The organism is Cedecea neteri (assembly GCF_000758325.1).
GTDB lineage: Bacteria > Pseudomonadota > Gammaproteobacteria > Enterobacterales > Enterobacteriaceae > Cedecea > Cedecea neteri_B.
Genome location: NZ_CP009459.1, coordinates 3103305 through 3128137, shown reverse-complemented (window position 1 = coordinate 3128137; position 24833 = coordinate 3103305). Strand labels below are relative to the sequence as shown.

Sequence of the window (24833 nt, the reverse complement as noted above, 5' to 3'; positions counted from 1 at the left end):
CAGAGGAATGTCAGGATAGCGGTATGGGCCTTAGTTTTTCATCGCCGACAGCGGACCGGCGAGGCGGTGTTCAGTTCTTACCGTCACGCCGCCCCGGTTTTCCGCACTTACCACGGCCACCGTGGCCCATATGTTTTCGGCTGGCTTCGAAGGCCAGGGCACCAGCGTCAGCTGGTCGCTTTTCGCCCACCAAAGCTGGTTATAGTCGCTGCGGTTAAGCAGCGTTTGCTCAAGCCAGGGTTTGGGGCAAGCAGGAGACACCTGCGGCGTAGTGAACGAAATGGCACGATCGTGAAGCTGGATCTGCGTTAACCCGTCAATGCCTTGTAACGCCAGAGGCTGCTGCCATTGCTGCCCGCCGCTCGATACGGTCAGCATATAACCCCCTTCGCTCAGCGGCTGCGTAAACTCTTCGCTTTCAACCCGAAACTCACCTGCCGATTCATACTGCACCGGCATTGCGGCGAATGCTTTTTTGCCATCAGGCAGCCTCAGAGCAACGTTAATATCCTGGCGGGGGCTGTTTCCGCTCAGGGTAATGCGATAAATGCGGTTAAGCGGCATATCACGCTGCATCAACGTGAGCGTTAAGTCGTCCAGCCACTCAGGAACCGCCGGAGTAAGATCTTTACCGCATTGCCGGCTGACCACGGCCTTAAGCGCCTCTTTCCAGGCCTGCCGCTGTGCCTCACTGTTCAGCCGCGGCCAGACATCAATCAACTGACTGTTAGCAAGGTCGCCTCGCTGGTTAAATAGCTGATGATATACGGGCTCCAGCGGCGTTTGGGGCAACGTTGCACCGACGCTGAACGCGGAAATGATTAGCAGAGCTGACAGGGGCAGTTTCATTCCGCCAGCTCCAGCCGATAGCCAATCCCGCGCACGCTCGCAATCGGCAAGCCCGGCAGTTTTTGCCGTAACTGTAAAACATGCGTATCGACCGTTCTGGTTGACGGAAAACTTTGATAGCCCCAAACCTGATTGAGCAGTTCATCCCGGGTAAACACGCGCCCCGCCATCTGCATCAGCATCGCCAGCAGCGCAAATTCGGTTGCCGTCAGCGCGACCTCTTTTCCCTGCCAGGTAGCCATTTGTCGCGCCGGAAGTAAGCTGAGTTCCCCGCAGATCAGCAATCCGTCGCCTAGAGGGCGAAGCTGAGCCCGGATGCGGGCCAGCAGTTCAACGTGGGCAAAAGGCTTGCTCAGGTAGTCACGCGCGCCCGCCTCCAGCCCCGCCACCCGCTCTTCAACGCTCACTTTTGCCGTCAGCACGATCACCGGCAGGGCTTTTTTTGCCAGCCACTGAGGCAAAAGCCGGAGGCTGTCGCCTTCGGGAAGCTGGCGGTCAAGAATCGCCAAATCTGCCTGATACCAATGGTCGAGAACAGTCTCACTGCTGCGCAGCCAGCGGCAGCTGAACCCCTCCTGCTGCAAAAATGTCGCCAGCCCTTCGCCCAGCGCGATATCGTCCTCAATTAACAATAAAGTATGCGCTTTAGTCGGGATCATACGGCAACTCCAGGGTAAACGTGGTTGGTGCGGGGCTGAACGTCAACCTGCCATTGAGCCGACGAGCAACCCGCTGAACAATGGTCAATCCAAGTCCAAGGCTGCTGTTTGACCAGCGTAAACGGCGGCCATTCCGCAGCGGGTTTTGAGTGATGTTTCCGCTATCGCTGACCTGAAAAATAAGGTGCGTTTTACTTTTATGCACCGTCAGATGCGCGGGAGGCTTTCCGTGGCGACACGCATTATCCAGTAAGTTCGTCAGGCACAGGCTGCCCCAGTAGAGCGACACACCCGCGGTTATGTTTTCTTCCAGGCAGTACGTCAGCCCATCCCGATCCGCACAAAGGTGATCGAGCCAGTCGCTGAGCCGGACCTGAGTGGGCGTTTCCAGCGCCTCCCGCTGATGCTCCGCTATCAGGTAGTGTTTGCTGGTTTCAGCCATCTGACGCATCCGCTGCAGCGAGTCGGCCAGAGCCACAAAATTAATCTGGGCGCCTTCCGGGAGCTGGTCGAAGTCACGGCGAAAATGTTCGACCACATTGCTTAGTTGGGCGATAGGCGTACGCAGCTCATGGGTCAGCATTTGCGTAATAAATCGCTGACGCTCGCGCAGCTGCCTCCGCTGCCAGGCCATCCATATCAATCCCGACGCGGTAAACAGCGCCAGCAGACCAAAAAGCCAGCGCCAGACATCGCCGTAACCTTCCCGAACATTGACGCACAGCGCCCCTGCCCGCATATCGCAGCGTCCCCCTGTATTGACGAGTTCGATATCTGATTGTCGGGCTAGCGGCTGCCAGACTTTTGCCTCATAACGCTGCCAGTGCTGCTGGCTGAATCGCCAGAGTTGGCCATTTTGCAGCAGCCAGTGCTGGCCCCCAAGCAACGCCTCAAGATTGTCATCGGACAGCCTCCCAATGCCCGCCAGGTCGTCCGGCCGTTCCCGCACATGCAGCGAGTTTTTTAGCGCGGCTGCCGCCCCCGGGTGACGCAAGATGTACTGCCAGGCACTGCTTCCCCCAAGCGGATAGAGCGGATTCGCGGCGAACCAGGATGCAGGCGGCATGTTCGGCTGACATAAGGCTGCAAGAAATGATTTCACTGAGGATGATAACTCGCCCCCGCTGGCACAGCGCTTATCCAGCCGGTAAAACGCCGTGAGATCCGGCAGCGACCAGGCCTGAAATTGAGGATACATGGATTCGGGCTTGAGCAACGTAGCATCAAGCTGCTGCAGGGTTTGCAGCGAGACCTGCGCCGCAGGGGGCGCCTGGCTTAGCGCCTCGCTAAAGCGGTTCAGACTCTCGTCGAGCTCCGCCGCACGAGCCAGGCCAGCTTGCAGCCAAAAAATGCCGCACAGCGAGAGCAATATGTAACGCAGAACAGGGGCAAGTCGTCGGGTCACCAGAAACCCCTTAATCTGTAAAGGGTCGAAAAATTGCCCCGTTGCCAGCATGTTTATCCCGCCGATTGCGCCGCAAGAAAGGCTTCAATTTGCGAGCGGGTGGACGTGCCTTCCATCGGGCCACGCTGCGAAATCGCCAGCGAGCCGCTGGCATTGGCCCAGGTCAAGGCTTGCTGAGGCTGCACCCCGGACAAAAACAGACTGACAAACGTGGCACCAAAGCAGTCGCCCGCCCCGGTAGGATCAACCACCGGCACGTTGAAACCAGGCACATGCCAGGTCTGCCGATCGCTGAAGTAGCTCGCCCCTCGCGGCCCTCGTTTGATCACCACGTGTTTCACTCCACGCTGGAGCAGATTATCCACCAGCCGCTGCTCATCCTCCCCCTGATGCCGTCCGAAGTAATCCAACTCCCCGTCGCTCGGTAGGAAAATATCGGTGTAATCAAGAATATATTCAAAAGCCTGCGACATTTCAGGAATGTTAAGCATCTCTTTACGGATGTTAGGATCGAAGGAGACGGTGCCGCCCCGCGACTTCACGTTTTCAATCGCCTTTCGCATGGCGTCAATAATACGGAACGAAAACAGCGACGAGCCCATAATATGGAAATGATTGCACTGGTTAAGCAAGGTGTCGTCGATATGGTCGGCGGTCAGCAAGCCGCAGGCGCTGTTTGGCAGATTAAAAATAAAATCACGCTGCGATTGGGTGCGGTAACTCACAAAGGCGCTGCCGGTGGTGGCCTTTGGCAGGACAATAATACCGTTCACGTTAACGCCGTCTTTTTCCAGCCGGGCAACGTTCATCTCCCCGAAGGCATCGCTGCCGACGCAGCTGAACAGCACCGAACCGAATCCTAATTTAGCCACCTGATCGGCAAAAATAGCCGGCGCACCGCTGGGATAAGGCCCCCAGAACTCCCCCGGCTGCGAAAAACCCTGATTTTCTTTCTTGGCCAGAAACTCCACCAACAGCTCACCGATGGTACATATCGTCACGTTCATCACCGCTCCTTCATTTTGCTTTTTGCAGCGCCGGGTTGAGCCACGTCAGGCACTCATTGTTGGTGTAGCTATTGCTCAGCCCCGCAGCGAGAAATCGGGAATGGTATTCCGCCGCCACAACCTGGGGCGTAATAAGGCCGCTTGCCTGCGCTAGCTGGCCAACGGCATAGCGTTTTTCGCCGTAAACGGGTCTGCTGGCGACGATGGCAATCAGGTGTTTACTTTGCCCCACGGCCTCACCCAGCAGACGCGCGCTTTCTGCATTTCTGACGCTCAGCGTGCCATCTTCTGCAATATGGTCGACGGCAATCAGCGTGCGGGTCGGGCGGTAATGACGAAGCGCATTTAATGCCACCTCACCCTCTACCCTGTTTCCCTCCCCGCTCAATACGCCGCCGAGCAGGATCTTTTCGCCGGGAAGAAACTCTTGCGCAAAACAGACGTGCGCCAGATCGTTCATCAGCAGACGCAGATCGCCATAGCCTGCGAGGAAAGGAATAACTTTACGTACAATGGCGCCAGGGCCTAAAAATACGGTTTCATCCTCGCTGATTAAGGCCGCAGCCTGGCGCGCCATTTCGGCTTCCAGCACTTTATCCCCAACGGCGGCAGGTTCCCTCGGCTGAGCCACCGGCGCCCCCTGCTGGGCGGTATAAATTGCGCCACCAAACGAGCGCTTCAGGTAGCCTTGCTGCTCCAGATAATTGAGATCGTTTCGAATGGTGACGCCAGACACGGCAAGCATCTCCGCCAAATCATCTACTTTAATTTCGCCGTTTTTACGGACGATCTCTGCAATATCTAAGCGTCTTTTCAGCAGGCTGGTTGACGGTTTTGCCACAGTAGAGTGCCTTTTAAGTCATTCGAGTAATAACTTTCATTTTTAAATTTATCTTTTCTCTTGTCAAACTCCCGACCATCACCCGGCGAATAAAATCAAACAAACAGTCTTTATTTCAATACATTAAAAAATTTTACCTCTAAACATTATGTTTAAAAACGAAGTTTATTAATGCCAGATAGTTTTCATTTAGTAAATAAAATCGCCGTTGTGTGGCTTCGATCACAGCTGTATGGGCATAGGATCGTTAAATTACTTTCAAAACATAAGAAATAACTCAATAAAATATTACATTTTGAAATTAAAAGGAGCGAATATGTATATTATTTCCAGCAAAAACATGTTGTTAAAAGCCCAGCGCCTGGGGTACGCCGTGCCGGCATTTAACATTCACAATCTGGAAACGATGCAGGTGGTGGTGGAAACGGCTGCTGAAATGCGTTCCCCGCTGATCCTTGCCGGGACGCCGGGCACTTATAGCTATGCCGGAACCGGCAACGTTGTCGCCATCGCCAGCGATCTGGCCAGGCTTTGGGATCAGCCACTCGCGCTGCACCTTGATCACCACGAAGATCTTTCGGATATCACCCGCAAAGTTCAGGCGGGGATCCGTTCAGTGATGATTGACGGCTCCCATCATTCTTTTGAAGAGAACGTCGCGCAGGTGAAAAGCGTAGTCGAGTTGAGCCACCGCTATGATGCCAGCGTGGAAGCAGAGCTTGGGCGGCTGGGCGGCGTAGAGGACGATCTGGTCGTTGACGCCAAAGATGCACTTTATACCAACCCGGAGCAGGCTCGTGAATTTGTCTCCCGTACCGGGATTGATTCCCTGGCAGTAGCTATCGGGACGGCTCACGGGCTGTATGCCGCCGAACCAAAACTCGATTTCGATCGTCTGGCCGCGATCCGTGAATGCGTGGATGTTCCCCTGGTATTACACGGTGCTTCTGGTCTGCCAGAGGGCGATATCCGCCGGGCTATTTCGCTCGGTGTCTGTAAGGTTAACGTTGCCACCGAACTTAAAATCGCGTTTTCAGACGCGCTAAAACAATATTTTATCGAGCAGCCTGAGGCTAACGATCCCCGGCATTACATGCAGCCTGCCAAAGAGGCGATGAAAGAAGTCGTCCGTAAAGTCATTCATGTCTGCGGTTGTGAAGGACAACGCTAACCAACGGCCGCAAGGAGCAATGTCGTGATCCATACCCTGACTTTAAACACCGCGATTGATATGAATATTTTTTGCGGCTCTCTGCAGCCTTCTGCCGTGAACCGTACCCAGCGCACGGAATACTGCCCTAACGGCAAAGGCGTTAACGTTTCTTTGGTCCTGAAGCATTTTCAGCAGCCGACTCATGTCATGGGCATATTCGGCGGATTCACCGGGCGCTATATTGTGGAGGAACTTAAAAAACAAAAAATTAACGTTACCCCTTCCTGGGTGCAGGCCCCTACGCGAATTAATGTTTTTATTAATGACGGCAATAATGAATATAAGCTGGTCAATGCCGGGGCGCATATAGATGATGAATGTAAACAGCAGATCATTCAGAATCTGGACTGTATCCGCCCCGGGGATTATTTAGTGATTAGCGGCAGTTTGCCGCCGGGGATTGAGAGCCAGTTTTATGTGGAGGTTATGTCGCTGTGCGAACAGCGCGGGGGAAAAGTCATTCTGGATATCAGCCACCCTGCGCTACGGCAGTTACTTGAACTTAATCCCCTGCTGATCAAACCTAATGACGATGAATTAAAAGAAATATTCAATCTTCAGGTGGAAAATATCCAGCAGGTGCGCGAGGCGATGCAGACCTTACATCAGTTGGGTGCACGTAATGTGTTATTAACCCTCGGCGCAAAAGGGCTCTATTTTTCCAACGGTTGTAAGCTGTGGTTCGCCTCCGCGCCCGAAATAGAGCTGGTCAGTTCAGCCTGCGCAGGGGACGCCGCGCTCGGGGCATTTCTCAGTCATTGGCTGAATAGTGAAGACATTCCCGAGGCACTAGCCCTTGCCAGCGCCACCGGCGCGGACGTCGCCGCGTCTGCCGGTCTCGGGAAACTCAATCGTCTGGAAGCATTATTACAACAGGTTCAAATCGTCCAATTATAAAGGTCCGATTATGAAAAAGATCATTGCCATTACCGGCTGCCCTACGGGGATTGCCCACACGTTTATGGCTGAAGAAGCCTTAAAGACTGCAGCAAAAAAATTAAATGTCGAAATAAAAATAGAAACCAATGGCGCATCTGGCGTTGAAAATGAAATAACGCCGGAAGACTTAAAAAATATTTACGGCGTCATTATTGCCGCAGATAAAGATGTCAACGCCGAACGTTTTAATGGTTTACCGGTGATTGAAGTGCCGGTTAAAGAAGCAATTCATCACCCGGTAGACCTAATTAATAAAGTCATCAGCGGACAACTCTCCCGCCGCCAGGGAATATCTTCTGCTTCTATAACAGAGGAAAAATATGAACAAGAATCCTTCGGCAGGCAAATTTATAAACACCTGATGAGCGGCGTCTCCAACATGCTGCCTTTCGTGGTGGCAGGCGGCATTTTAATTGCCATTTCTTTTCTGTGGGGCATATATTCCGCCGATCCCAATTCACCTCAGTACAACGCCATTGCCGCAACTTTAATGCAGGTCGGCCAGCAGGCATTTTCCATTATGGTGCCCGTTTTTACGGCCTATATTGCCTGGTCGATTTCTGGCCGCGCCGGGATGGTTGCCGGGTTCGTTGGCGGCCTGCTGGCTAACGCCACCGGGGCGGGCTTTCTCGGCGGGATCATTGCCGGTTTCGCCGCCGGTTATTTTATGCTGCTTGTCAGACGCCTGCTCGACGGGCTGCCGCGTCAGTATGAGGGCTTAAAATCCATCTTCATTATGCCGCTGATTGGCGTGCTGGTGATTGGCGTATTGATGGTGCTGCTCGGCAAGCCCGTCGCGGCCATCAACAACGGCATGATGGGCTGGCTGAGCTCGCTGCAACAGGCTAATCCGATCCTGCTGGGTATTGTTGTCGGGGCGATGTGTTCCTTCGACTTTGGTGGCCCGGTCAACAAAGCGGCGTACGTCACGGGAACCTTACTGCTCGGCCAGGGGAACTTCTTCTTTATGGCTGGCGTGTCCGCCGCCTGTATTACGCCTCCGCTGGTCATCGCTTTGGCCACTACCTTTTTCCCCAAAGTCTTTAGCGAAGAGGAACGCGCTGCCGGGATGGTGAACTATATTCTCGGCTGCACGCATATCACCGAAGGCGCCATCCCCTTTGCGGCGAAAGATCCGCTGCGCGTGATCCCGATGATGATGATCGCCTCTTCCATCTCGGCCGTACTCAGCTACAGCATGCATATTGAAGTCCCGGCACCTCACGGCGGGTTCCTGATCCTGCCGCTGGTCAGCAAACCGTTAATCTGGGTGCTCTGCATCCTGGCCGGCTCCGCCTGCGGCGCGGTGATGCTGGGTACGTGGCGACTCTGGAATAACCGCAAACAGCCTACAGCCGGGCTGCAGACAGGAGGTCAGAATGCAACTTTGTGAACAGGATATTTTCATCAGTCATGAGCAGGTCGATAAAGTCACTGCGCTCCAGCAAGTCAGCGACAGGCTGGTATCAGCGGGCAATACCACGCCGGAATATCTGCAGGGCATGTTAGCCAGAGAAGCGCAGATTTCCACTTACCTGGGCCACGGCATTGCCATTCCCCACGGCACACCGGATACCCGTCATGCGGTGCTGAGCACTGGCGTGAAAGTGATTGTCTTCCCACAGGGCGTGGACTGGGGAGAAGATAATGTGGCGTATATGGTGGCCGGGATTGCCGCAAGGTCGAACGAACATCTCGATATTTTGCGTCAGCTCACCCGGGCGTTGAGCGATGAAGGCGTGCCGTACGCGCTGGCGAAGGCCACAACGCCGGCGGAGGTTTTAGCGATTCTGATCGGTAATAACGCCGAAAGTGAGCCACAAACATCCCACACGGAAGGAGAACAGGCCACGTTTGTGATCCGTAATCCTCACGGGCTACATGCCAGACCGAGCGCCGTGCTGGTGAAACTGATCAAGCAGTTTCAAAGCCGTGTCACCGTTGAGAATATGGACAGCCAGACCGGGCCCGTCGATGGCAAGAACCTGATGAAGATGGTTTCGTTGGGGGTAAAAACGGGCCACCGTATGCGGTTCACGGCGAATGGCACCGATGCCCGAAGTGCGCTGGCAGCCATTGGGCAAAGTATTGATCAGGGGCTGGGAGAAATGCCCGTCGCCCCACCAGCACAACCTAAACGCAGCTGGTTATCCCGTTTGTTCGGTTAACTTCCTATGCCGGGTGTCATTGTGGCATCCGGCATTTGTAACACCGACGCGATCAATAATACTCCACCGTATTTTTAATGGTGTAACGGTCCACCTTTGGCGGCGTGACGGAATCATCCGTCATTTCCAGATCGCAGGACAGCGAGTTGAAATGGCTGTCATAATCACAGCTTTGCTTTGCGACCCCGATGATTTTACCGTTCAGGCTGGTTGTCGCGCTGTAATCCAGCTTTTTCTTTTTATCGACACCCGCTTTCGCCACGATGGCAAGTTCGCTGTCCTTCGATTTGGTGATTTTCCCCAGCGGATAGCCTTCGCTGTCGTACTTATAGGTGACCAGCACATCTTTGCCTTTGGCGGCGGTCACAAAGTCGTTGTCGTCGGTGTCGTAGCTGATACCCGCGGCAGGCAATTCAGCCAGCTGGCATTTCCCCTGCAGCCGAACGCGTTTTTCCTGGCTGACCGCGTCAACATAGTAGTTTGCATCGAGCGTCAGCGATGCCCCGCTGTTGTTCTCCAGATCGTGAAATTCCAGCGTGTCGAAGCAGCCTTCTTCCGACAGCGTACCGCTGACCCTTTTCAAAACCTGGCCTTTTTCGTTCATTAGGGTCTGGCTAAAATCCTTTACCGGACCGCGCATCGGGTCGAAATCAAATTCGTTAGAAAAACTGGCCATTTCCGGCGTGTACGCCTGCGGCGACGTCGAGTTATCGCAGCCTACAAGGCTCAAAACCAGCGCACCGAGGGTAATGATTTTCTTCACGTTTTGCCGCTCTCCTGTTTTTATGTCATAACATGATATAAGCAAATACAACACTTTACACTAGAAGCGCTATTCTTAACTTTGAACTCAACAAAAGGAAGAGATGATGAAACGTACCGTTTGGTTAAGCACGATACTGCTGATCGCTGCCGCCCCGGCGTTGGCCGCACAGGGCAGTTGCGAAAAAGTGAAAGCGGATATTCAGCAGAAAATTGTCAATAACGGCGTGCCTGAGTCAGGCTTCTCGCTCACTATTGTACCGAACGATCAGGCAGACAAAGCCGGCGGCCAGGTCGTCGGCCACTGTGCGAATGACACGCAAAAAATCGTTTATACCCGTATCGCGGGTGGCGCTGCGCCGGAAAATGAACCGCAATAATCCCCTGCAGGGTGCCGGGCACCCTGCTTTCCCTCATCTATTTCCCCTCAACCACCGCAACTTTGACTGGCGTTAATAACGACTACTCCTAATTAAGTAACACTCTTCCCCCGGGCGCCCCCTGACGGGCAGCCTCAGCAATCACCGATCCACAAAAAATACAAATAATAACGTCTTCCACACGACAAAAAGTCATGGAGAGAGCGATGTCGAACCTCAATCATCCAGGCGGGATTAGCCGCCGCAGCCTGGTAAAATCATCAGCCATTGGCGGCCTGGCCCTCGCCGCAGGCGGCATTTCGCTGCCTTTTGGTATGCGTAGCGCAGCCGCCGCGGTTGCCGACGCTCTGTCGCCGGAAAATAAAGACAAAGTTGTCTGGGGAGCCTGTTCGGTTAACTGCGGCAGCCGCTGCGCCCTGCGGCTGCACGTTCGCGACGAAGAGGTTTACTGGGTTGAAACGGACAATACCGGGCTGGACACCTATGGTGACCACCAGGTTCGCGCCTGTCTGCGCGGGCGCTCCATCCGCCGCAGGATCAACCACCCGGAACGTCTGAATTACCCGATGAAGCGCGTGGGCAAACGGGGTGAAGGTAAATTTGAACGCATCAGCTGGGACGAAGCGCTGGAGATTGTCAGCCACAGCCTGAAGCAGACCGTTGAAAAGTACGGCAACGAAGCAGTCTACATTAATTACTCGTCCGGCGTGGTTGGCGGGAATATCACCCGCTCTTCCCCTTACGCCTCGCTGGTCGCCCGGCTGATGAACTGCTACGGCGGTTTTCTGAGCCACTACGGCACCTACAGCACCGCCCAAATCGCCTGTGCCATGCCGTACACCTACGGCAGCAATGACGGCAACAGCACTTCGGATATCGAAAACAGCAAACTGGTCGTTCTGTTTGGCAATAATCCAGCAGAAACACGTATGAGCGGCGGCGGTATCACTTATTACCTTGAACAGGCTCGCGAACGCTCCAACGCCCGCATGATTGTTATCGACCCGCGCTACACCGATACGGCCGCAGGCCGGGAAGATGAATGGATCCCTATTCGCCCCGGAACGGATGCCGCGCTGGTGGCCGGGCTTGCCCACGTCATGATTAGCGAAAACCTGGTCGACCAGCCTTTCCTGGATAAATACTGCGTCGGCTATGACGAGACAACGCTGCCGGCCGATGCCCCGCGCAACGGCCACTACAAAGCCTATATTTTAGGTGATGGCGATGACGGGACAGAGAAAACGCCGCAGTGGGCCTCCGCGATAACCGGCATCCCGGCGGACAGAATCATCAAGCTGGCACGCGAAATTGCGGGTGCAAAACCGGCCTACATTGCCCAGGGCTGGGGGCCGCAACGCCAGGCTAACGGCGAGCTGACCTCACGCGCCATCGCCATGCTGCCGATTCTGACAGGCAACGTGGGGATTAACGGCGGCAACAGCGGCGCGCGTGAATCCACCTATACCATCACCATTGAACGTATGCCGGTGCTGGAAAACCCGATCAAAACCCAGATCTCCTGCTTCAGCTGGACGGACGCCATCACTCGCGGCCCCGAAATGACGGCCAAACGAGACGGCGTACGCGGAAAAGAGAAGCTGGATGTGCCGATCAAGTTCATCTGGAACTATGCCGGCAACACGATTATTAACCAGCATTCCGACATCAATAAAACCCACGCCATTTTGCAGGACGATAAGCAGTGCGAAATGATTGTGGTGATTGAGAACTTTATGACTTCGTCGGCGAAATACGCCGATATCCTGCTGCCTGACCTGATGACCGTCGAGCAGGAGGACATCATTCCTAACGATTACGCCGGTAATATGGGCTACCTGATTTTCATCCAGCCCGCCACCGCGCCTAAGTTTGAGCGCAAGCCTATCTACTGGATGATGAGCGAAGTGGCTAAACGCCTGGGCGACGGGGTGCATCAGGCCTTCACGGAAGGACGAACCCAGCGCGAGTGGCTGCAATATCTGTACGCGAAAATGCTGGCGAAAGATCCGGCGCTACCTGCCTATGAAGATTTGCGAGCGATGGGCATTTACAAGCGTAAAGATCCGGCTGGCCATTTTGTGGCTTACAAAAAATTCCGCGAAGATCCTCAGGCCAATCCGCTCAAAACGCCGTCCGGGAAAATTGAAATCTATTCCAGCAAGCTCGCCGGAATTGCCGCCAGCTGGGAGCTGGAAAAAGACGAAACCATCAGTCCGCTGCCGGTGTATGCCTCGACGTTTGAAGGCTGGGACTCTCCACAGCGCAGCGAGTTTCCTCTCCAGCTGTTTGGTTTCCACTACAAATCCAGAACGCACTCAACCTACGGCAACATTGACGTCCTGCAGGCCGCCGCGCGTCAGGAAGTCTGGATTAATCCGCTTGACGCTAAACGTCGCGGCATTGCCAACGGCGACAAAGTCAGCGTGTTTAACGGGCGCGGTGAAGTGCATATTGAAGCGAAAGTTACCCCTCGCATCATGCCTGGCGTTGCCGCGATGGGCCAGGGCGCCTGGCACGATGCCGACATGAACGGCGACCGCATTGACCACGGCGCCTGCATCAATACGCTAACCACGCACCGCCCTTCGCCGCTGGCAAAAGGCAACCCGCAGCATACCAATCTGGTTGAAATTAAGAAGATTTAAACGTAATGGCAAAGGCTTGTTGCTTTGCCTGTATTCACCTGGCTCCAGTGACATATAGCGGAGCCAGGTGCCCGACCAAAAGGAATAAAAATGCTCTCTGAACAACAACGCCTGTCGGCGATAGCCCTTAGCGGCCGGGTGCTCGGAGCCCTGTTTTATCATGCCCCCAGCCACCCGGACAGCACCGCGCTGATGGCGATGTTTGCGGCACCGGACTGGGTGAGCGAATGGCCGTTCCAGACCCCAACGCTGGCGGCAGTTGCGCCCCTGATGGCTGCGGGCCAGGCGGACAAGACCACGCCGGTAAAAGAAGAGTTCCAGCGCCTGTTTATCGGCCCTTATGCGCTTCCGGCCCCGCCGTGGGGCTCCGTATACCTCGACAAAGAAAACGTGCTGTTTGGCGACTCGCTGCTTGAGCTTCGCCAGTGGATGCGCGACCAGGGTTTTGCCCCGCAGACGGAACAAAACGAGCCTGAAGATCATTTTGGCTTAATGCTGATGCTGGCGGCCTGGCTGGCCGACCAGGGGCAGCGGCAGCCACTGGATGAGCTGCTGGCCTGGCATCTGCTGCCCTGGGCCGATCGTTATCTGAGTCTGTTTACCGAAAATGCGGCGAATGATTTCTATACTGGCCTGGGTGAGCTGGCAAAACTGACCCTCTCAGGCTGGCAAAACGGCATGTTGATGCCCGTTGCCAGTAAAGAACTCCATTTCTAAGAATCCTGGGCTTTCAGGAAGCCGGATATCTCCGGTTTCCAGAAAAAACGAGGATTTCTGCACCCACCAAATGTGACAATGTCACTTTACGTTAACATTTTTAAGACAAATCTTTACTTTTCTTCCACAGGCCAGAAGCTATCAGGCCTGAGCAGCAGTTTATCGACTAAATCATTAGCCTCTTAATTGTCCCTTAAACTGGAATCCTTCCCGCTGCGTTGCTATAGCTCCAGACACCCTGCCGACACATGGCATAACAACAGGCCGCCTCCCCGGCGGCGATAACGCGTGCACACAGGGAGACACACTGCAATGCAAAACGCATCCTTCACAACACGGTTTTTACTTGGGCTGGTGGCGCTGATTTTAGTGCTTGCTCTGGTGGTTTGGGGCATCGGCCTCGATACCCTTAAAGCCCGGCAGGTCGATTTACTCTACCTCGGGCAGCAGCACCTGATTCTGGTGTTCAGCTCAATGGCGCTCGCCCTGCTGGTCGGTATACCCAGCGGAATATTGCTCAGCCGCCCTGCGGCTCGCCGCTGGGCCGAGTATGTCATGCAGATTTTCAATATCGGCAACACGCTGCCGCCGCTGGCGGTATTAGCGCTGGCGATGGTGATTATCGGTATAGGCGACAAACCGGCGATCATTGCCCTGTTCCTCGCCTCACTGCTTCCCATCGTCCGGAATACGTATGCCGGGCTGTGCAGCGTCCCGGCGTCACTTATCGAAGCCGCCAACGGGATTGGCATGACCAAACTGCAGCGGCTGCGTCAGGTTGAAATCCCTAACGCCTGGCCGGTGATCCTTTCCGGCGTGCGGATTGCCACCGCCATCAACGTCGGCACCGCCCCGCTGGCCTTTCTTATCGGTGCGAGCAGCTACGGAGAGCTTATTTTCCCGGGAATTTACCTGAACGACTTTCCAACGCTGATACTCGGCGCCGTGGCGACAGCCCTGTTTGCGCTCATTCTCGACTTAGCGCTTGCCAGCCTGGGCCGGGTGCTCAGTCCCCACACCGCCCAATAACAACAATAAGGAGCGAGCATGAAACTGCTTTCACGGATGCTGACGACGGCGTTTGCCGCGGCCTCCCTTATCGCCACTCAGGCCCAGGCCGCACCGCTGATTCTGGCGACCAAAAGCTTTACCGAGCAGCATATTTTGTCGGCCATGACCACGCAGTATCTGGCTAAAAAGGGCTTCCAGGTCACGCCACAGACCAATATTGCTACGGTGATTTCCCGCAATGCGATGATCAATAAACAGATTGATATGACCTGGGAGTACACCGGCACCTCACTAATTATCTTCAACCACATCAATAAGCGAATGACGCCGGAAGAGTCTTACAACACGGTCAAAAAACTCGATGCAAAGCTGGGCCTCGTCTGGCTTAAACCGGCGGAGATGAACAACACCTACGCCTTTGCCATGAAGCGCGAGCGGGCAGAAAAAGAAGGTATTACCACGATGTCGCAGCTGGTAGAGCGCATTGAACATATTCGCCAGACCGACCCAAAACATAACTGGATGCTGGGCCTGGATCTGGAGTTTGCCGGGCGCAGCGATGGCCTGAAGCCACTGCAGCAGGTTTACAACACGCCGCTGGACCGTCCGCAGATCCGCCAGATGGACCCCGGCCTGGTCTACAACGCCATCCGCGATGGCTTTGTTGACGCCGGTCTGATCTACACCACCGACGGGCGCATGAAGGGCTTTGACCTGAAGGCGCTGGTGGACGATAGGGGCTTCTTCCCAAGTTACGCTGTCACGCCCGTGGTGCGTAAAGACGTGCTGGACTCGCATCCGGGCCTTGAGGAGGCGCTGAACACCCTGTCGTCCGAGCTGAACAATGAGGTGATAACAACCCTGAACGCTAAAGTTGATATCGACCATGAAACCCCGCAGCAGGTGGCCCGTGAATTCCTGCAGCAGAAAGGCTTGCTCTGAGGAGGTATCGTGGAAACGTTACATTATATGATTGATAACGCAGGGTATATTGGCTCCCTCACCCTGCATCACCTGTGGCTGGTGCTGATCGCCGTCGGCCTCGCAATCCTGATTGGCGTGCCGCTGGGCATTCTTATCGTGCGCCATAAATGGCTTGCCACGCCGATACTCGGCTTTGCCACTATTTTGCTCACCATTCCGTCCGTGGCGCTGTTTGGCCTGATGATTCCCCTGTTTTCGCTGATCGGTCAAGGTATTGGCGTAGTGCCTGCGGTGACGGCAGTGTTCCTGTATTCGCTGCTGCCTATTGTCCGCAATACCTACACCGCGCTGGACAGCCTGCCGCCGGGGCTACGTGAAGCCGGGCGAGGCATCGGCATGACGTTTTGGCAGCGCCTGCGATGGGTGGAAATTCCTATGGCGCTGCCGGTGATTTTTGGCGGAATTCGAACCGCAGTGGTGATGAACATTGGCGTCATGGCCATTGCCGCCGTCATTGGCGCGGGCGGCCTGGGCTTGCTGCTGCTTAACGGCATCGGTGGGAGTGATATCCGTATGCTGATTGCCGGGGCGGTGATGATCTGCCTGTTAGCTATCGTGCTCGACTGGTTGCTGCATCGCCTGCAGCTGCATTTCACTAAATGGTAACCGGGCCGTGAAGCCGTATTCAAAGGAGAGTTAATAATGATAAAACTTGAAAACCTCACGCGACAATTTGTACAGAAAAATGGCCAGACTTTTAACGCTGTCGACAACATCAGCCTGAACGTGCCCGAAGGTGAAATGTGCGTGCTGCTCGGCCCGTCCGGCTGCGGTAAAACCACCACGCTGAAAATGATCAACCGCCTGATAAAACCCACCGGCGGCAAGATTTTAATTAACGGTCAGGACACCAACGACCTGGATACCGTCACCCTGCGCCGCAACATCGGCTACGTTATCCAGCAAATCGGCCTGTTCCCTAACATGACGATAGAAGAAAACATTACCGTCGTGCCCCGCATGCTGGGCTGGGACAAAGCGCGCTGTAAAGCACGTGCCCAGGAGTTGATGAGCATGGTCGCCCTCGACCCTAACCGCTTCCTCAACCGCTATCCGCGCGAAATGTCGGGCGGCCAGCAGCAGCGTATCGGGGTGATTCGTGCCCTGGCGGCGGATCCGCCGGTACTGCTGATGGATGAGCCTTTTGGCGCGGTGGACCCGATTAACCGCGAAACGATTCAGAACGAGTTTCTGGAGATGCAGCGCCAGTTGAAGAAAACGGTGATGCTGGTCAGCCACGACATCGACGAGGCGCTAAAGCTGGGCGACCGGATTGCGGTCTTCCGCCAGGGCAAAATTGTACAGTGCGCCAGCCCGGACGAGCTGTTGGCGAAACCGGCCAATGACTTCGTCGGATCGTTCGTTGGCCAGGACCGCACGTTGAAGCGTCTGTTGCTGGTGCAGGCCGGGGACGTGACCGACCAGCAGCCCACGATTACGGCTCGAGAATCCACGCCGCTGGCGGAAGCTTTCGCCACCATGGATGATAACGACATGCGTTCCATCACCGTCGTTGACGCCGGAGGTAAACCGCTGGGCTTCGTTAAGCGGCGCGAGGCACGAGGCGCGACAGGCACGTGTACCGACCTCATTCACCCGTTCCGCGTCACCGGCCGCGCAGAAGAAAACTTGCGCATCGTGCTCTCTAAACTCTATGAGCACAACATGGTCTGGATGCCGATCACCGACGAAGATGGCCGCTACAGCGGGGAGATTTCACAGGATTATATTGCCGATTATCTCAGCTCGGGCCGCACCCGTCGGGCACTGAATATTCAACAAAGTTAATTAACCTGATGCGCTGCTTTACGGCGGCGCATTTTCCTTTGAGCTTATCCGCGTTCTCCCCCACAATAGCGCCATTCCCCCGCGACCTTTTGCGCTATGCACCGAATACACGCCTTTCCTGATATCCGTGAGATGCTTCGCCGCCTGGTGATTGCGGTCTTTATTGGCCTGGCTTCCGCGCTGGTGGTCTGGCTTTTTCGTCAGGCCATGTACCTGCTTGAGAACGTGTTTCTCGGCGATCATGGCGGCAGCCTGGTTGCAGCCGCTGCGGCACTCGAGCCCTGGCGACGCGCCCTGACGCCTGCCGCAGGTGGCCTGCTGGCAGGGCTTCTGCTCTGGAGCTGGCAGCGAGCCACTCGTCAGCGCCCTTCTGCCCCCACCGACTACATGGAAGCCATTGAAACCGGGGATGGTCGCCTGGACGTGCCGTCCAGCCTGGTGAAATCCGCCGCTTCGCTGGTCGTCGTCGCCAGCGGCAGCGCAATCGGGCGCGAAGGGGCAATGATTCTGTTAGCCACCGTTTTTGCTTCGCTGTTTGCCCAACGCTTTACCCCGGACAAAGAGTGGAAGCTGTGGGTAGCGTGTGGTGCAGCGGCCGGGATGGCGAGCGCCTATCATGCGCCGTTGGCGGGCAGTCTGTTTATTGCGGAAATACTGTTTGGCTCACTGATGCTTGCCTCGCTGGGGCCGGTGGTGATTGCCGCCGTCAGCGCCCTGCTGATGACGCATTTGCTTAACGGCGGCCAGGCTCCGCTGTATATAGTCACGCTTCTTGATCCCCCACAGCCTTCTCATTACGGGCTAATGGCGCTGCTCGGCTTAACCGCAGGCGTTATCGGCCCGCTGGTGCTGTGGCTGCTGGCGCAAAGTAGCGAGCTGTTCCGTTCACTTAAGCTTTCGCCGCCGCTGCAGCTGGCGCTCGGCGGGTTGATTGTCGGCCTGCTCTCACTCGTGACCCCGACGGCCTGGGGCAACGGTTACAGCGTAGTGCAGTCATTTCTGACCAGCCCACCCGCGCTGCTGTTTGTGGCCGGGGTATTACTGTGCAAACTGCTGGCGGTGATGGCAAGCAGCGGCTCCGGTGCGCCAGGCGGTGTATTTACGCCCACGCTGTTTATGGGGGCGGCGCTGGGGATGGTGTTTGGCCAGGTTTGTGGTCTGTGGGGCGGCGGTGAACCGCTGATGATCCTGCTGGGGCTGACGGGCATGGCGTCTTTACTGGCAGCTACCACGCACGCGCCGATCATGGCGACGCTGATGATTTGTGAAATGACCGGGGAATTTACCCTGCTCCCCGGCCTGCTGCTGACCTGCGTGATCGCCTCAACGCTTTCGCGCTGGCTACGCCCGCAGTCGGTCTACCGTCAGAGCGCTACGCAGCCGGGTTAGGTCGATATAGGGTCCCAGCTCACGCTGTTCGGCCCGGGGCAGATACGGCAGTTCACCGACCAGCGGCCCCGGCAGTTTTTTGCTCAATACTTCGATAATTTCCGCGTAGTGCGCAAGACCAGGGTTGATACGGTTTGCCACCCAGCCAATAAACGGCAGCCCGTCGTTGGCAATCGCCTGCGCCGTCAGCAGCGCATGGTTAATGCACCCTTCCTGAATCCCCACCACCAGCAGCACCGGCAGCTGCTCTTGTACCACCCAGTCAGACAGCGGACGAAGATCGTTCATCAGGCTGCGCCAGCCGCCTGTGCCTTCGACGACGACGTGGTCCATTTGGTCGGCCAGCCTTTGCAGGCCGCCTGACAGCAGCGAATAGTTAATCGGCCCGTGATGGCTGATGCTGCTCTCTTCCTCGCTTAACGCGATAGGATTGATCGCTTCATAGGGCAGTTTAATCGTGGAGACGCTTTGCAGTACCAGCGCATCTTTATTGCGCAGCCCGTCTGGCGTCTCTTTACTGCCCTTCGCGACAGGCTTGTAGCCAACGACGCTTTTCCCGCTGGCCGACAACGCCTGCAGTAAGGCTCGTGACACCACCGTCTTCCCTACGGCAGTATCCGTACCCGTTATAAAGAAACGCTTAAGCATGGCTGTCTCCCGAGGTAATGCTAGCCAGATAAATAAAGAGAAAAACTAACGCGGGAAAGTCTAAAAGAATGGCGCTGTAGCCAGATTGAGATAGCGCAATTTTTGGTGAATCAGGGCCGAAGATTAGCCCTGCAGCAGACGAATTAATAAAGAGCCGTTATACATTGCATCTTTTACCAGCGCTGCACCTGCCATAGTGCCACGGTTATCAAACTGCGTCCCTTCGACCACCGTATGGCTGCTATAGGCGGGTAATGCCTGCTGGCGAATACAGTCCGTAATCGCTGGGTGAAGGATGGCGGCGGCGCGGTTAAGCGGCGAACCGATAAGAATTTTTTGCGGATTAAACAGGTTAACCATGATGGCCAGAATGCGGCCCACGTTTTGCCCGACGCCGATAATAATATCTTTTGCCAGCAGATCGCCGCTGAGCGCGGCATCGCAAAGGGACTCCACGCTCAGCGGCTGGCCGTGCAGCATCGAGCCCATTGACTGGCTCATACGCTGCTGCGCCAGTTCCAGCACGCTTTCGATGCTGGCAATGGTTTCAAGGCAGCCGTGGTTGCCGCAATAGCAGCGCTTCCCGTAGGGGTCGACCTGCGTGTGGCCAATCTCCACCAGGCTGCTGCTGCCCGCGTGAAGCAAACGCCCATCGGTGATAACGCCGGCGCCAACGTTGTGATCAATCACCACCTGAATCACATCTCTTGCGCCCTGAGAGGCACCAAACAGCCCTTCCGCCATGGTCCAGGCGCTAATATCGTGCTGGATAAAAATCGGCACGCCGGTGTGATTGCCCAGCGCTTCGCCCAGCGGCATATCGCAGATATCGTAAAACGGCATACGGTGAATTACGCCGCGAACGGTATCAATGATGCCCGGCAGGGTAATGGCGATGGCGGTGAGGCGTTCGAGCTTTTGCTGATGGCGAATAAAAAATTGATCGACCTGAAAGATGATGCGTTCCAGCAAAGGCTGCGGGTCGTCCGTCGGCAAGTCTACCGTGTCTTCCACCACCAGTTTGCTGCTAAGGTCGCGCAGCCCCAGCGAAATTTCACCGCGGCTCAGGCGAATTGAGAGGTAATGCCAGGCTTCTGTTTCAAGCATTAAGCCCACGGCAGGGCGGCCACGGCTGCCAGGGTCCTGAATCTCCGTTTCCTGTACCAGATGCGCCTCAAGCATTTCCCGCACAATTTTGGTGATACTGGCCGGGGCCAGCTGTGCCAGGCGGGAAAGATCGATTCGCGACACCGGACCGTGGGTATCAATCAAACGATAAACAACGCCGGCATTGGTTTGTTTAATCTGATCGATATGGCCCGGTTGACTATCAGCAACCACGTGGTACTCCCTTTATTTTCGCGCTTCGAAATAAACTTTTAGGCTATGGTGAAACACTTCAAGTGGGGTCGTCAAATATTTACGTAGGGTTGTGATTTACCGCACATATTCCCGCCACATTTGCCCTATTTTAACGCCCACGAGGCCTCGGTCAGCAGCGCCGAGATGCGCTTCGCCGCTTCCGATAATTCCCGATGCTTCGGCCAGACCAGCCACAGTTCAGACTGCGCTTCCGGCTCGTCAATGGGGAGCCAGACCACATCACTCAGACGAATGCGCTGGAACGAAGCTGGCAGAATGGAAACCCCCAGCCCGGCGGACACCAACCCAATGATCGTCATCGCCTCGCCAACTTCCTGGGTGATGTACGGCACGATGTTATAGCGGCGGAGCAGCCCAATAATGTCGTCGTACAGCCCGGTGCCAACGTGCGGATCAAAGAAAACAAACGGCTCCTGTGCAAGCTGCGTCAGCGATATCGACCGGCTGCTGGCCAGCGGATGATCGCGATGCACCATCGCCAGCAGCGGTTCACGCAGGATCAGCGTCCAGTTCAGAGTATCCGGCAGACGCGTATTGCGCATCAATCCCAGCTCCAGCTCGCCCTCATTCAGGGGGGCAATTTGCTCCCGGGTGTTCACTTCCCGCATCTGGAGATGCACGTCAGGGTAGCGCTTGCGAAAGCGGGACAGGCTGTCAGAAACGGCCTTAATAAACGGTACGGAGGAGGTAAAACCAATGCGTAGTTCACCGGTTTCCCCCTGATGCAGCCGGGCCGCACGCGCGGCAGCGGCATCCACCTGGCCGAGGATTTGCCGGGCGTCGGAGAGGAATTGTTGGCCCGCCGCGGTCAGGTTAACGCTGCGGTTGGTACGCGCCAGCAGGCGAGCACCAATTTGCTCTTCAAGGATCTGAATTTGCTGGCTAAGGGGCGGCTGGGAGATCCGCAGCCGTGCAGCCGCCCGGCCAAAATGCAGCTCTTCGGCCACGGCGATGAAATAGCGCAGATGGCGCAATTCGATATTCATATGTTTAAAGTATCATTTGAGATTATTAATATATTAGACATAACATTTACACTTTTCTACTCTGTAAAGAATAAGTTAACACCTGCGTAAGGATCTCCCTTGAGTCGTACAACTACCGTCAGCACAGCCCCGACAGAGGACGTTGACGAAAGCCGGTCTGTCCCTTCTGTCAGCTATATCAAACGCGGTACCCCTCAGTTTATGCGCGTCACGCTGGCGCTGTTTTCCGCCGGGCTGGCTACCTTTGCCCTGCTCTATTGCGTCCAGCCTATTTTACCGGTGCTCTCTCATGAATTTGGCGTCAGCCCGGCAAGCAGCAGTATTTCGCTGTCGGTTTCTACCGCCATGCTGGCTATCGGGCTGCTGTTTACCGGCCCGCTCTCGGACGCCATTGGCCGTAAACAGGTCATGGTTACCGCTCTGCTGCTGGCTTCCTGCTGTACTTTGTTGTCAACGCTGATGACCAGCTGGCACGGCATTTTAATCATGCGCGCGCTTATCGGCCTTTCCCTTAGCGGCGTCGCTGCCGTGGGCATGACCTACCTCAGCGAGGAGATGCACCCGAGCGTGGTGGCGTTTTCGATGGGCCTGTACATCAGCGGGAACTCAATCGGCGGAATGAGCGGCCGCCTGATCACCGGGGTACTCACCGATTTCTTTACCTGGCGCGTGGCCGTTGCGACTATCGGCTGTTTTGCCCTTGCCTCAGCGCTGATGTTCTGGAAGATTTTGCCGCAGTCGCAGCATTTTCGCGCCTCCAGTCTTCGCCCCAAAACGCTGTTTATTAACTTCCGTCTGCACTGGCGGGACCAGGGGTTGCCGCTGCTGTTTGCGGAAGGCTTCCTGCTGATGGGGGCGTTTGTCACCCTCTTTAACTACATTGGCTACCGCATGATGGAAGCCCCGTGGTTTCTGAGCCAGGCGGTGGTGGGCCTGCTGTCCGTCGCCTACCTGACCGGGACATGGAGCTCACCGAAAGCAGGCGCAATGACCGCGAAATATGGCCGCGGCCCCGTGCTGATTGGCTTCACGGCCATTATGTTCCTTGGCCTGACGCTGACCGTTTTCTCCTCGCTTATCGTCATTTTTGCCGGAATGCTGCTGTTCTCCGCCGGTTTCTTTGCCGCCCACTCGGTGGCCAGCAGCTGGATTGGGCCACGTGCACGTCGGGCCAAAGGCCAGGCCTCGTCACTGTATTTGTTCAGCTATTACCTGGGTTCCAGCCTGGCGGGTACGCTTGGCGGCGTGTTCTGGCACCAGTTTGGCTGGAACGGCGTGGCGGCGTTTATCGGCTCGCTGCTGCTGGTCGCCCTGCTGGTTGCCGCCCGTTTGCACCATAAGGCGCACTAACCTGCTGCCGCTCTCGTGTTCAGGTAAGCTTAATGCTATTTTCTTTGGCGTTAACAACCTGTTCACGAGGCCATATGGAAAAGCAAAACTATAATCACCTGACCCGTACCTTCCAGCGTCTTTCCCGGTTTGATCATCTGTCGGCCATTGCCGGCTGGGACATGTCCACCATGATGCCCGCTAACGGCAGCCAGGCGCGCGGCGAGGCTCTCGCTGAACTTAGCGTGCTTAAGCACCAAATCCTGACCGACAAGAAAATTGCCACCCTGCTCCAGGCCGCAGCTCAGGAAGATCTGTCCGATGTGGAGCGTGCCAACCTGCGTGAAATGACTCGTCACTACCAGGAAGCGGTGCTGCTCCCGGATGCGTTAGTAGAAGAGAAATCGCTGGTAGGTACGCGTTGCGAACACGGCTGGCGTACCCAGCGCCCGGCCAACGACTGGCAGGGTTTCTCCACGAACCTGAAAGAAGTCGTGCGCGTCAGCCGCGAAGAGGCTCGACTGCGCGCGGAGGCAAAAGGTATTTCTCGCTATGATGCGCTGCTGGATATCTATGAACCCGGTATGACCAGCGCCAAGCTCGACGTGCTGTTTGGCGACCTGCGCGGCTGGCTGCCGGATCTGCTCCAGAAGGTGGTTGATAAGCAGGCCAAAGAAAAAATGCTGACGCCACAAGGTCCTTTCGCCACTGAAACCCAGCGTCAGCTCGGGCTGGATACTATGGGGCTGCTTGGCTTTGACTTCAACGGCGGCCGCCTTGACGTCAGCGCGCATCCCTTCTGCGGCGGCGTGCCTGAAGATGTGCGAATCACGACGCGTTATAACGAAGAAGAGATGTTCAGCTCGCTGTTTGGCGTGATTCATGAAACCGGCCACGCCCGCTACGAGCAAAACCTGCCGCGGGAATGGCTCGGCCAGCCCGTCGCTCTGGCGCGTTCTACCGCCATCCATGAATCTCAAAGCCTGTTCTTTGAGATGCAACTTGGCCGCAGCGCGCCGTTCCTGAAACTGCTGCTGCCAAAAGTCATTGAGCGTTTTGGTCCGCAGTCGGCGTTCGAACTCAACAACTTTATCAACGTCAACCAGCAGGTGGAGCGCGGCTATATTCGCGTCGATGCCGATGAAGTGAGCTACCCGGCGCACGTTGTGCTGCGGTATGAAATTGAACGGGCGCTGATCGACGGTGACATCGAGGTGGACGACATCCCGGGGCTGTGGAATGAGAAGATGCAGTCCTGGCTCGGCCTGTCCACCGAAGGCAATTACCGTAATGGCTGCATGCAGGATATTCACTGGACAGACGGCGCGTTCGGCTACTTCCCGTCCTACACCCTGGGCGCGATGTACGCGGCGCAACTCTTTAGCGCGGCATCACGCGCGCTGCCGGATCTGGACCAGGCGATCGCCAGTGGCAATTTCACCGCATTATTTGACTGGTTGAAGCAAAATATCTGGCAGCACGGCAGCCGTTTCACCACGTCGCAGCTGATAACCAACGCGACCGGAGAAGACCTTAACCCATTGTATTTCCGCAAACATTTAGAGTCGCGTTACCTGTAAACCCCTCGTGCCGGGTCGTCTGTACCCGGCGTTGTACATTACGTTACATGCCGATACCAATCACTCACTGAACACTTTGATTCCCCAGCCTATAGTTCATTTCAACGGCCCCGCAGTGGGGTTGACACACAAACAAATTCGAGGATT

General features: G+C 55.9%; 23 protein-coding genes. 14 read left to right on the top strand and 9 right to left on the bottom strand.

Annotation, left to right across the window (positions count from 1 at the left end; translation table 11 throughout):
- Positions 1–30 precede the first annotated feature (30 nt).
- The 5 genes from LH86_RS14765 to LH86_RS14745 are packed head-to-tail and all read right to left on the bottom strand — an operon-like array spanning position 31 to position 4761.
- Positions 31–849, bottom strand: coding sequence for a DUF2861 family protein (locus LH86_RS14765; protein ID WP_039302763.1), 819 nt, complete (start codon positions 847–849; stop codon positions 31–33).
- Entirely contained in the window at positions 846–1508 is a 663-nt protein-coding gene (locus tag LH86_RS14760) for a response regulator transcription factor (protein WP_039302760.1), read from the bottom strand. The genes LH86_RS14765 and LH86_RS14760 overlap by 4 nt, the downstream gene beginning before the upstream one ends.
- The gene (locus tag LH86_RS14755; protein WP_197061683.1) at positions 1495–2913 is read right to left on the bottom strand and encodes a DUF3404 domain-containing protein; all 1419 of its coding nucleotides are present in this window, start codon (positions 2911–2913) and stop codon (positions 1495–1497) included. Before LH86_RS14755 ends, LH86_RS14760 begins: the two co-directional genes overlap by 14 nt.
- A 53-nt stretch (positions 2914–2966) precedes the next feature.
- Positions 2967–3920: a sugar kinase gene (locus LH86_RS14750; RefSeq protein WP_039302757.1), complete on the bottom strand. Its 954-nt coding sequence runs from the start codon at positions 3918–3920 to the stop codon at positions 2967–2969.
- A gap of 10 nt (positions 3921–3930) precedes the next feature.
- Positions 3931–4761, bottom strand: coding sequence for a DeoR/GlpR family DNA-binding transcription regulator (locus LH86_RS14745; protein WP_039302755.1), 831 nt, complete (start codon positions 4759–4761; stop codon positions 3931–3933).
- Between the two features lie 316 nt (positions 4762–5077).
- Between LH86_RS14745 and LH86_RS14740 the strand changes: the two genes are divergently transcribed.
- The 4 genes from LH86_RS14740 to LH86_RS14725 are packed head-to-tail and all read left to right on the top strand — an operon-like array spanning position 5078 to position 9081.
- On the top strand, positions 5078–5932 hold the full coding sequence (locus tag LH86_RS14740; RefSeq protein WP_039302752.1) for a tagatose bisphosphate family class II aldolase: 855 nt from the start codon (positions 5078–5080) through the stop codon (positions 5930–5932).
- A 24-nt stretch (positions 5933–5956) separates the two neighbouring features.
- Positions 5957–6871: a 1-phosphofructokinase gene (gene pfkB, locus LH86_RS14735; RefSeq protein WP_039302749.1), complete on the top strand. Its 915-nt coding sequence runs from the start codon at positions 5957–5959 to the stop codon at positions 6869–6871.
- A 10-nt stretch (positions 6872–6881) separates the two neighbouring features.
- The gene (locus LH86_RS14730) at positions 6882–8306 is read left to right on the top strand and encodes a PTS fructose transporter subunit IIC (RefSeq protein ID WP_039302746.1); all 1425 of its coding nucleotides are present in this window, start codon (positions 6882–6884) and stop codon (positions 8304–8306) included.
- Positions 8293–9081: an HPr family phosphocarrier protein gene (locus tag LH86_RS14725; protein ID WP_039302743.1), complete on the top strand. Its 789-nt coding sequence runs from the start codon at positions 8293–8295 to the stop codon at positions 9079–9081. Before LH86_RS14730 ends, LH86_RS14725 begins: the two co-directional genes overlap by 14 nt.
- Before the next feature lie 52 nt (positions 9082–9133).
- On the opposite strand, the gene LH86_RS14720 is transcribed toward LH86_RS14725, so the two are convergent.
- Positions 9134–9844: a YnfC family lipoprotein gene (locus LH86_RS14720; RefSeq protein ID WP_039302740.1), complete on the bottom strand. Its 711-nt coding sequence runs from the start codon at positions 9842–9844 to the stop codon at positions 9134–9136.
- Between the two features lie 106 nt (positions 9845–9950).
- On the opposite strand from LH86_RS14720, the gene LH86_RS14715 reads away from it, so the two are divergent.
- From LH86_RS14715 to clcB, 8 genes are all read left to right on the top strand, one after another.
- Positions 9951–10223 (top strand): DUF1161 domain-containing protein, encoded by a 273-nt coding sequence (locus LH86_RS14715; protein WP_008459230.1) that lies wholly within the window; start codon positions 9951–9953, stop codon positions 10221–10223.
- A gap of 206 nt (positions 10224–10429) precedes the next feature.
- Positions 10430–12871 carry a selenate/tellurate reductase subunit YnfE gene (gene ynfE / locus LH86_RS14710; RefSeq protein WP_039302737.1) on the top strand — a complete coding sequence of 814 codons (2442 nt, stop codon included), beginning with the start codon at positions 10430–10432 and terminating at the stop codon, positions 12869–12871.
- 90 nt (positions 12872–12961) lie between these two features.
- Positions 12962–13588 (top strand): Tat proofreading chaperone DmsD, encoded by a 627-nt coding sequence (gene dmsD, locus LH86_RS14705; RefSeq protein WP_039302733.1) that lies wholly within the window; start codon positions 12962–12964, stop codon positions 13586–13588.
- Positions 13589–13900: 312 nt separating this feature from the next.
- A complete protein-coding gene (gene osmY / locus LH86_RS14700) occupies positions 13901–14617 on the top strand; it encodes an osmoprotectant ABC transporter permease OsmY (RefSeq protein WP_039302731.1) in 717 nt (238 codons plus the stop codon).
- 18 nt (positions 14618–14635) lie between these two features.
- Positions 14636–15541 carry a glycine betaine ABC transporter substrate-binding protein gene (locus tag LH86_RS14695; protein ID WP_039302728.1) on the top strand — a complete coding sequence of 302 codons (906 nt, stop codon included), beginning with the start codon at positions 14636–14638 and terminating at the stop codon, positions 15539–15541.
- Between the two features lie 9 nt (positions 15542–15550).
- Positions 15551–16189, top strand: a complete 639-nt coding sequence (gene osmW, locus LH86_RS14690) for an osmoprotectant ABC transporter permease OsmW (RefSeq protein ID WP_039302725.1) — start codon at positions 15551–15553, stop codon at positions 16187–16189.
- Positions 16190–16225: 36 nt separating this feature from the next.
- Positions 16226–17371 (top strand): osmoprotectant ABC transporter ATP-binding protein OsmV, encoded by a 1146-nt coding sequence (gene osmV, locus LH86_RS14685; protein ID WP_039302722.1) that lies wholly within the window; start codon positions 16226–16228, stop codon positions 17369–17371.
- A 96-nt stretch (positions 17372–17467) separates the two neighbouring features.
- Positions 17468–18760, top strand: coding sequence for a voltage-gated ClC-type chloride channel ClcB (gene clcB / locus LH86_RS14680; RefSeq protein WP_039302720.1), 1293 nt, complete (start codon positions 17468–17470; stop codon positions 18758–18760).
- Here clcB and bioD read toward each other — a convergent pair.
- From bioD to LH86_RS14665, 3 genes are all read right to left on the bottom strand, one after another.
- A complete protein-coding gene (gene bioD / locus LH86_RS14675; protein ID WP_039302717.1) occupies positions 18713–19408 on the bottom strand; it encodes a dethiobiotin synthase in 696 nt (231 codons plus the stop codon). The two genes, clcB and bioD, sit on opposite strands and share 48 nt — an antisense overlap.
- Positions 19409–19531: 123 nt before the next feature.
- Positions 19532–20749, bottom strand: a complete 1218-nt coding sequence (mlc, locus tag LH86_RS14670) for a sugar metabolism global transcriptional regulator Mlc (RefSeq protein ID WP_039302714.1) — start codon at positions 20747–20749, stop codon at positions 19532–19534.
- A 125-nt stretch (positions 20750–20874) separates the two neighbouring features.
- Positions 20875–21777, bottom strand: coding sequence for a LysR family transcriptional regulator (locus LH86_RS14665; protein WP_039302712.1), 903 nt, complete (start codon positions 21775–21777; stop codon positions 20875–20877).
- A 99-nt stretch (positions 21778–21876) separates the two neighbouring features.
- Between LH86_RS14665 and LH86_RS14660 the strand changes: the two genes are divergently transcribed.
- Positions 21877–23127: an MFS transporter gene (locus tag LH86_RS14660; protein ID WP_039302711.1), complete on the top strand. Its 1251-nt coding sequence runs from the start codon at positions 21877–21879 to the stop codon at positions 23125–23127.
- Positions 23128–23201: 74 nt separating this feature from the next.
- The gene (locus tag LH86_RS14655) at positions 23202–24686 is read left to right on the top strand and encodes a carboxypeptidase M32 (protein ID WP_039302708.1); all 1485 of its coding nucleotides are present in this window, start codon (positions 23202–23204) and stop codon (positions 24684–24686) included.
- The last annotated feature ends 147 nt before the right edge of the window (positions 24687–24833 follow it).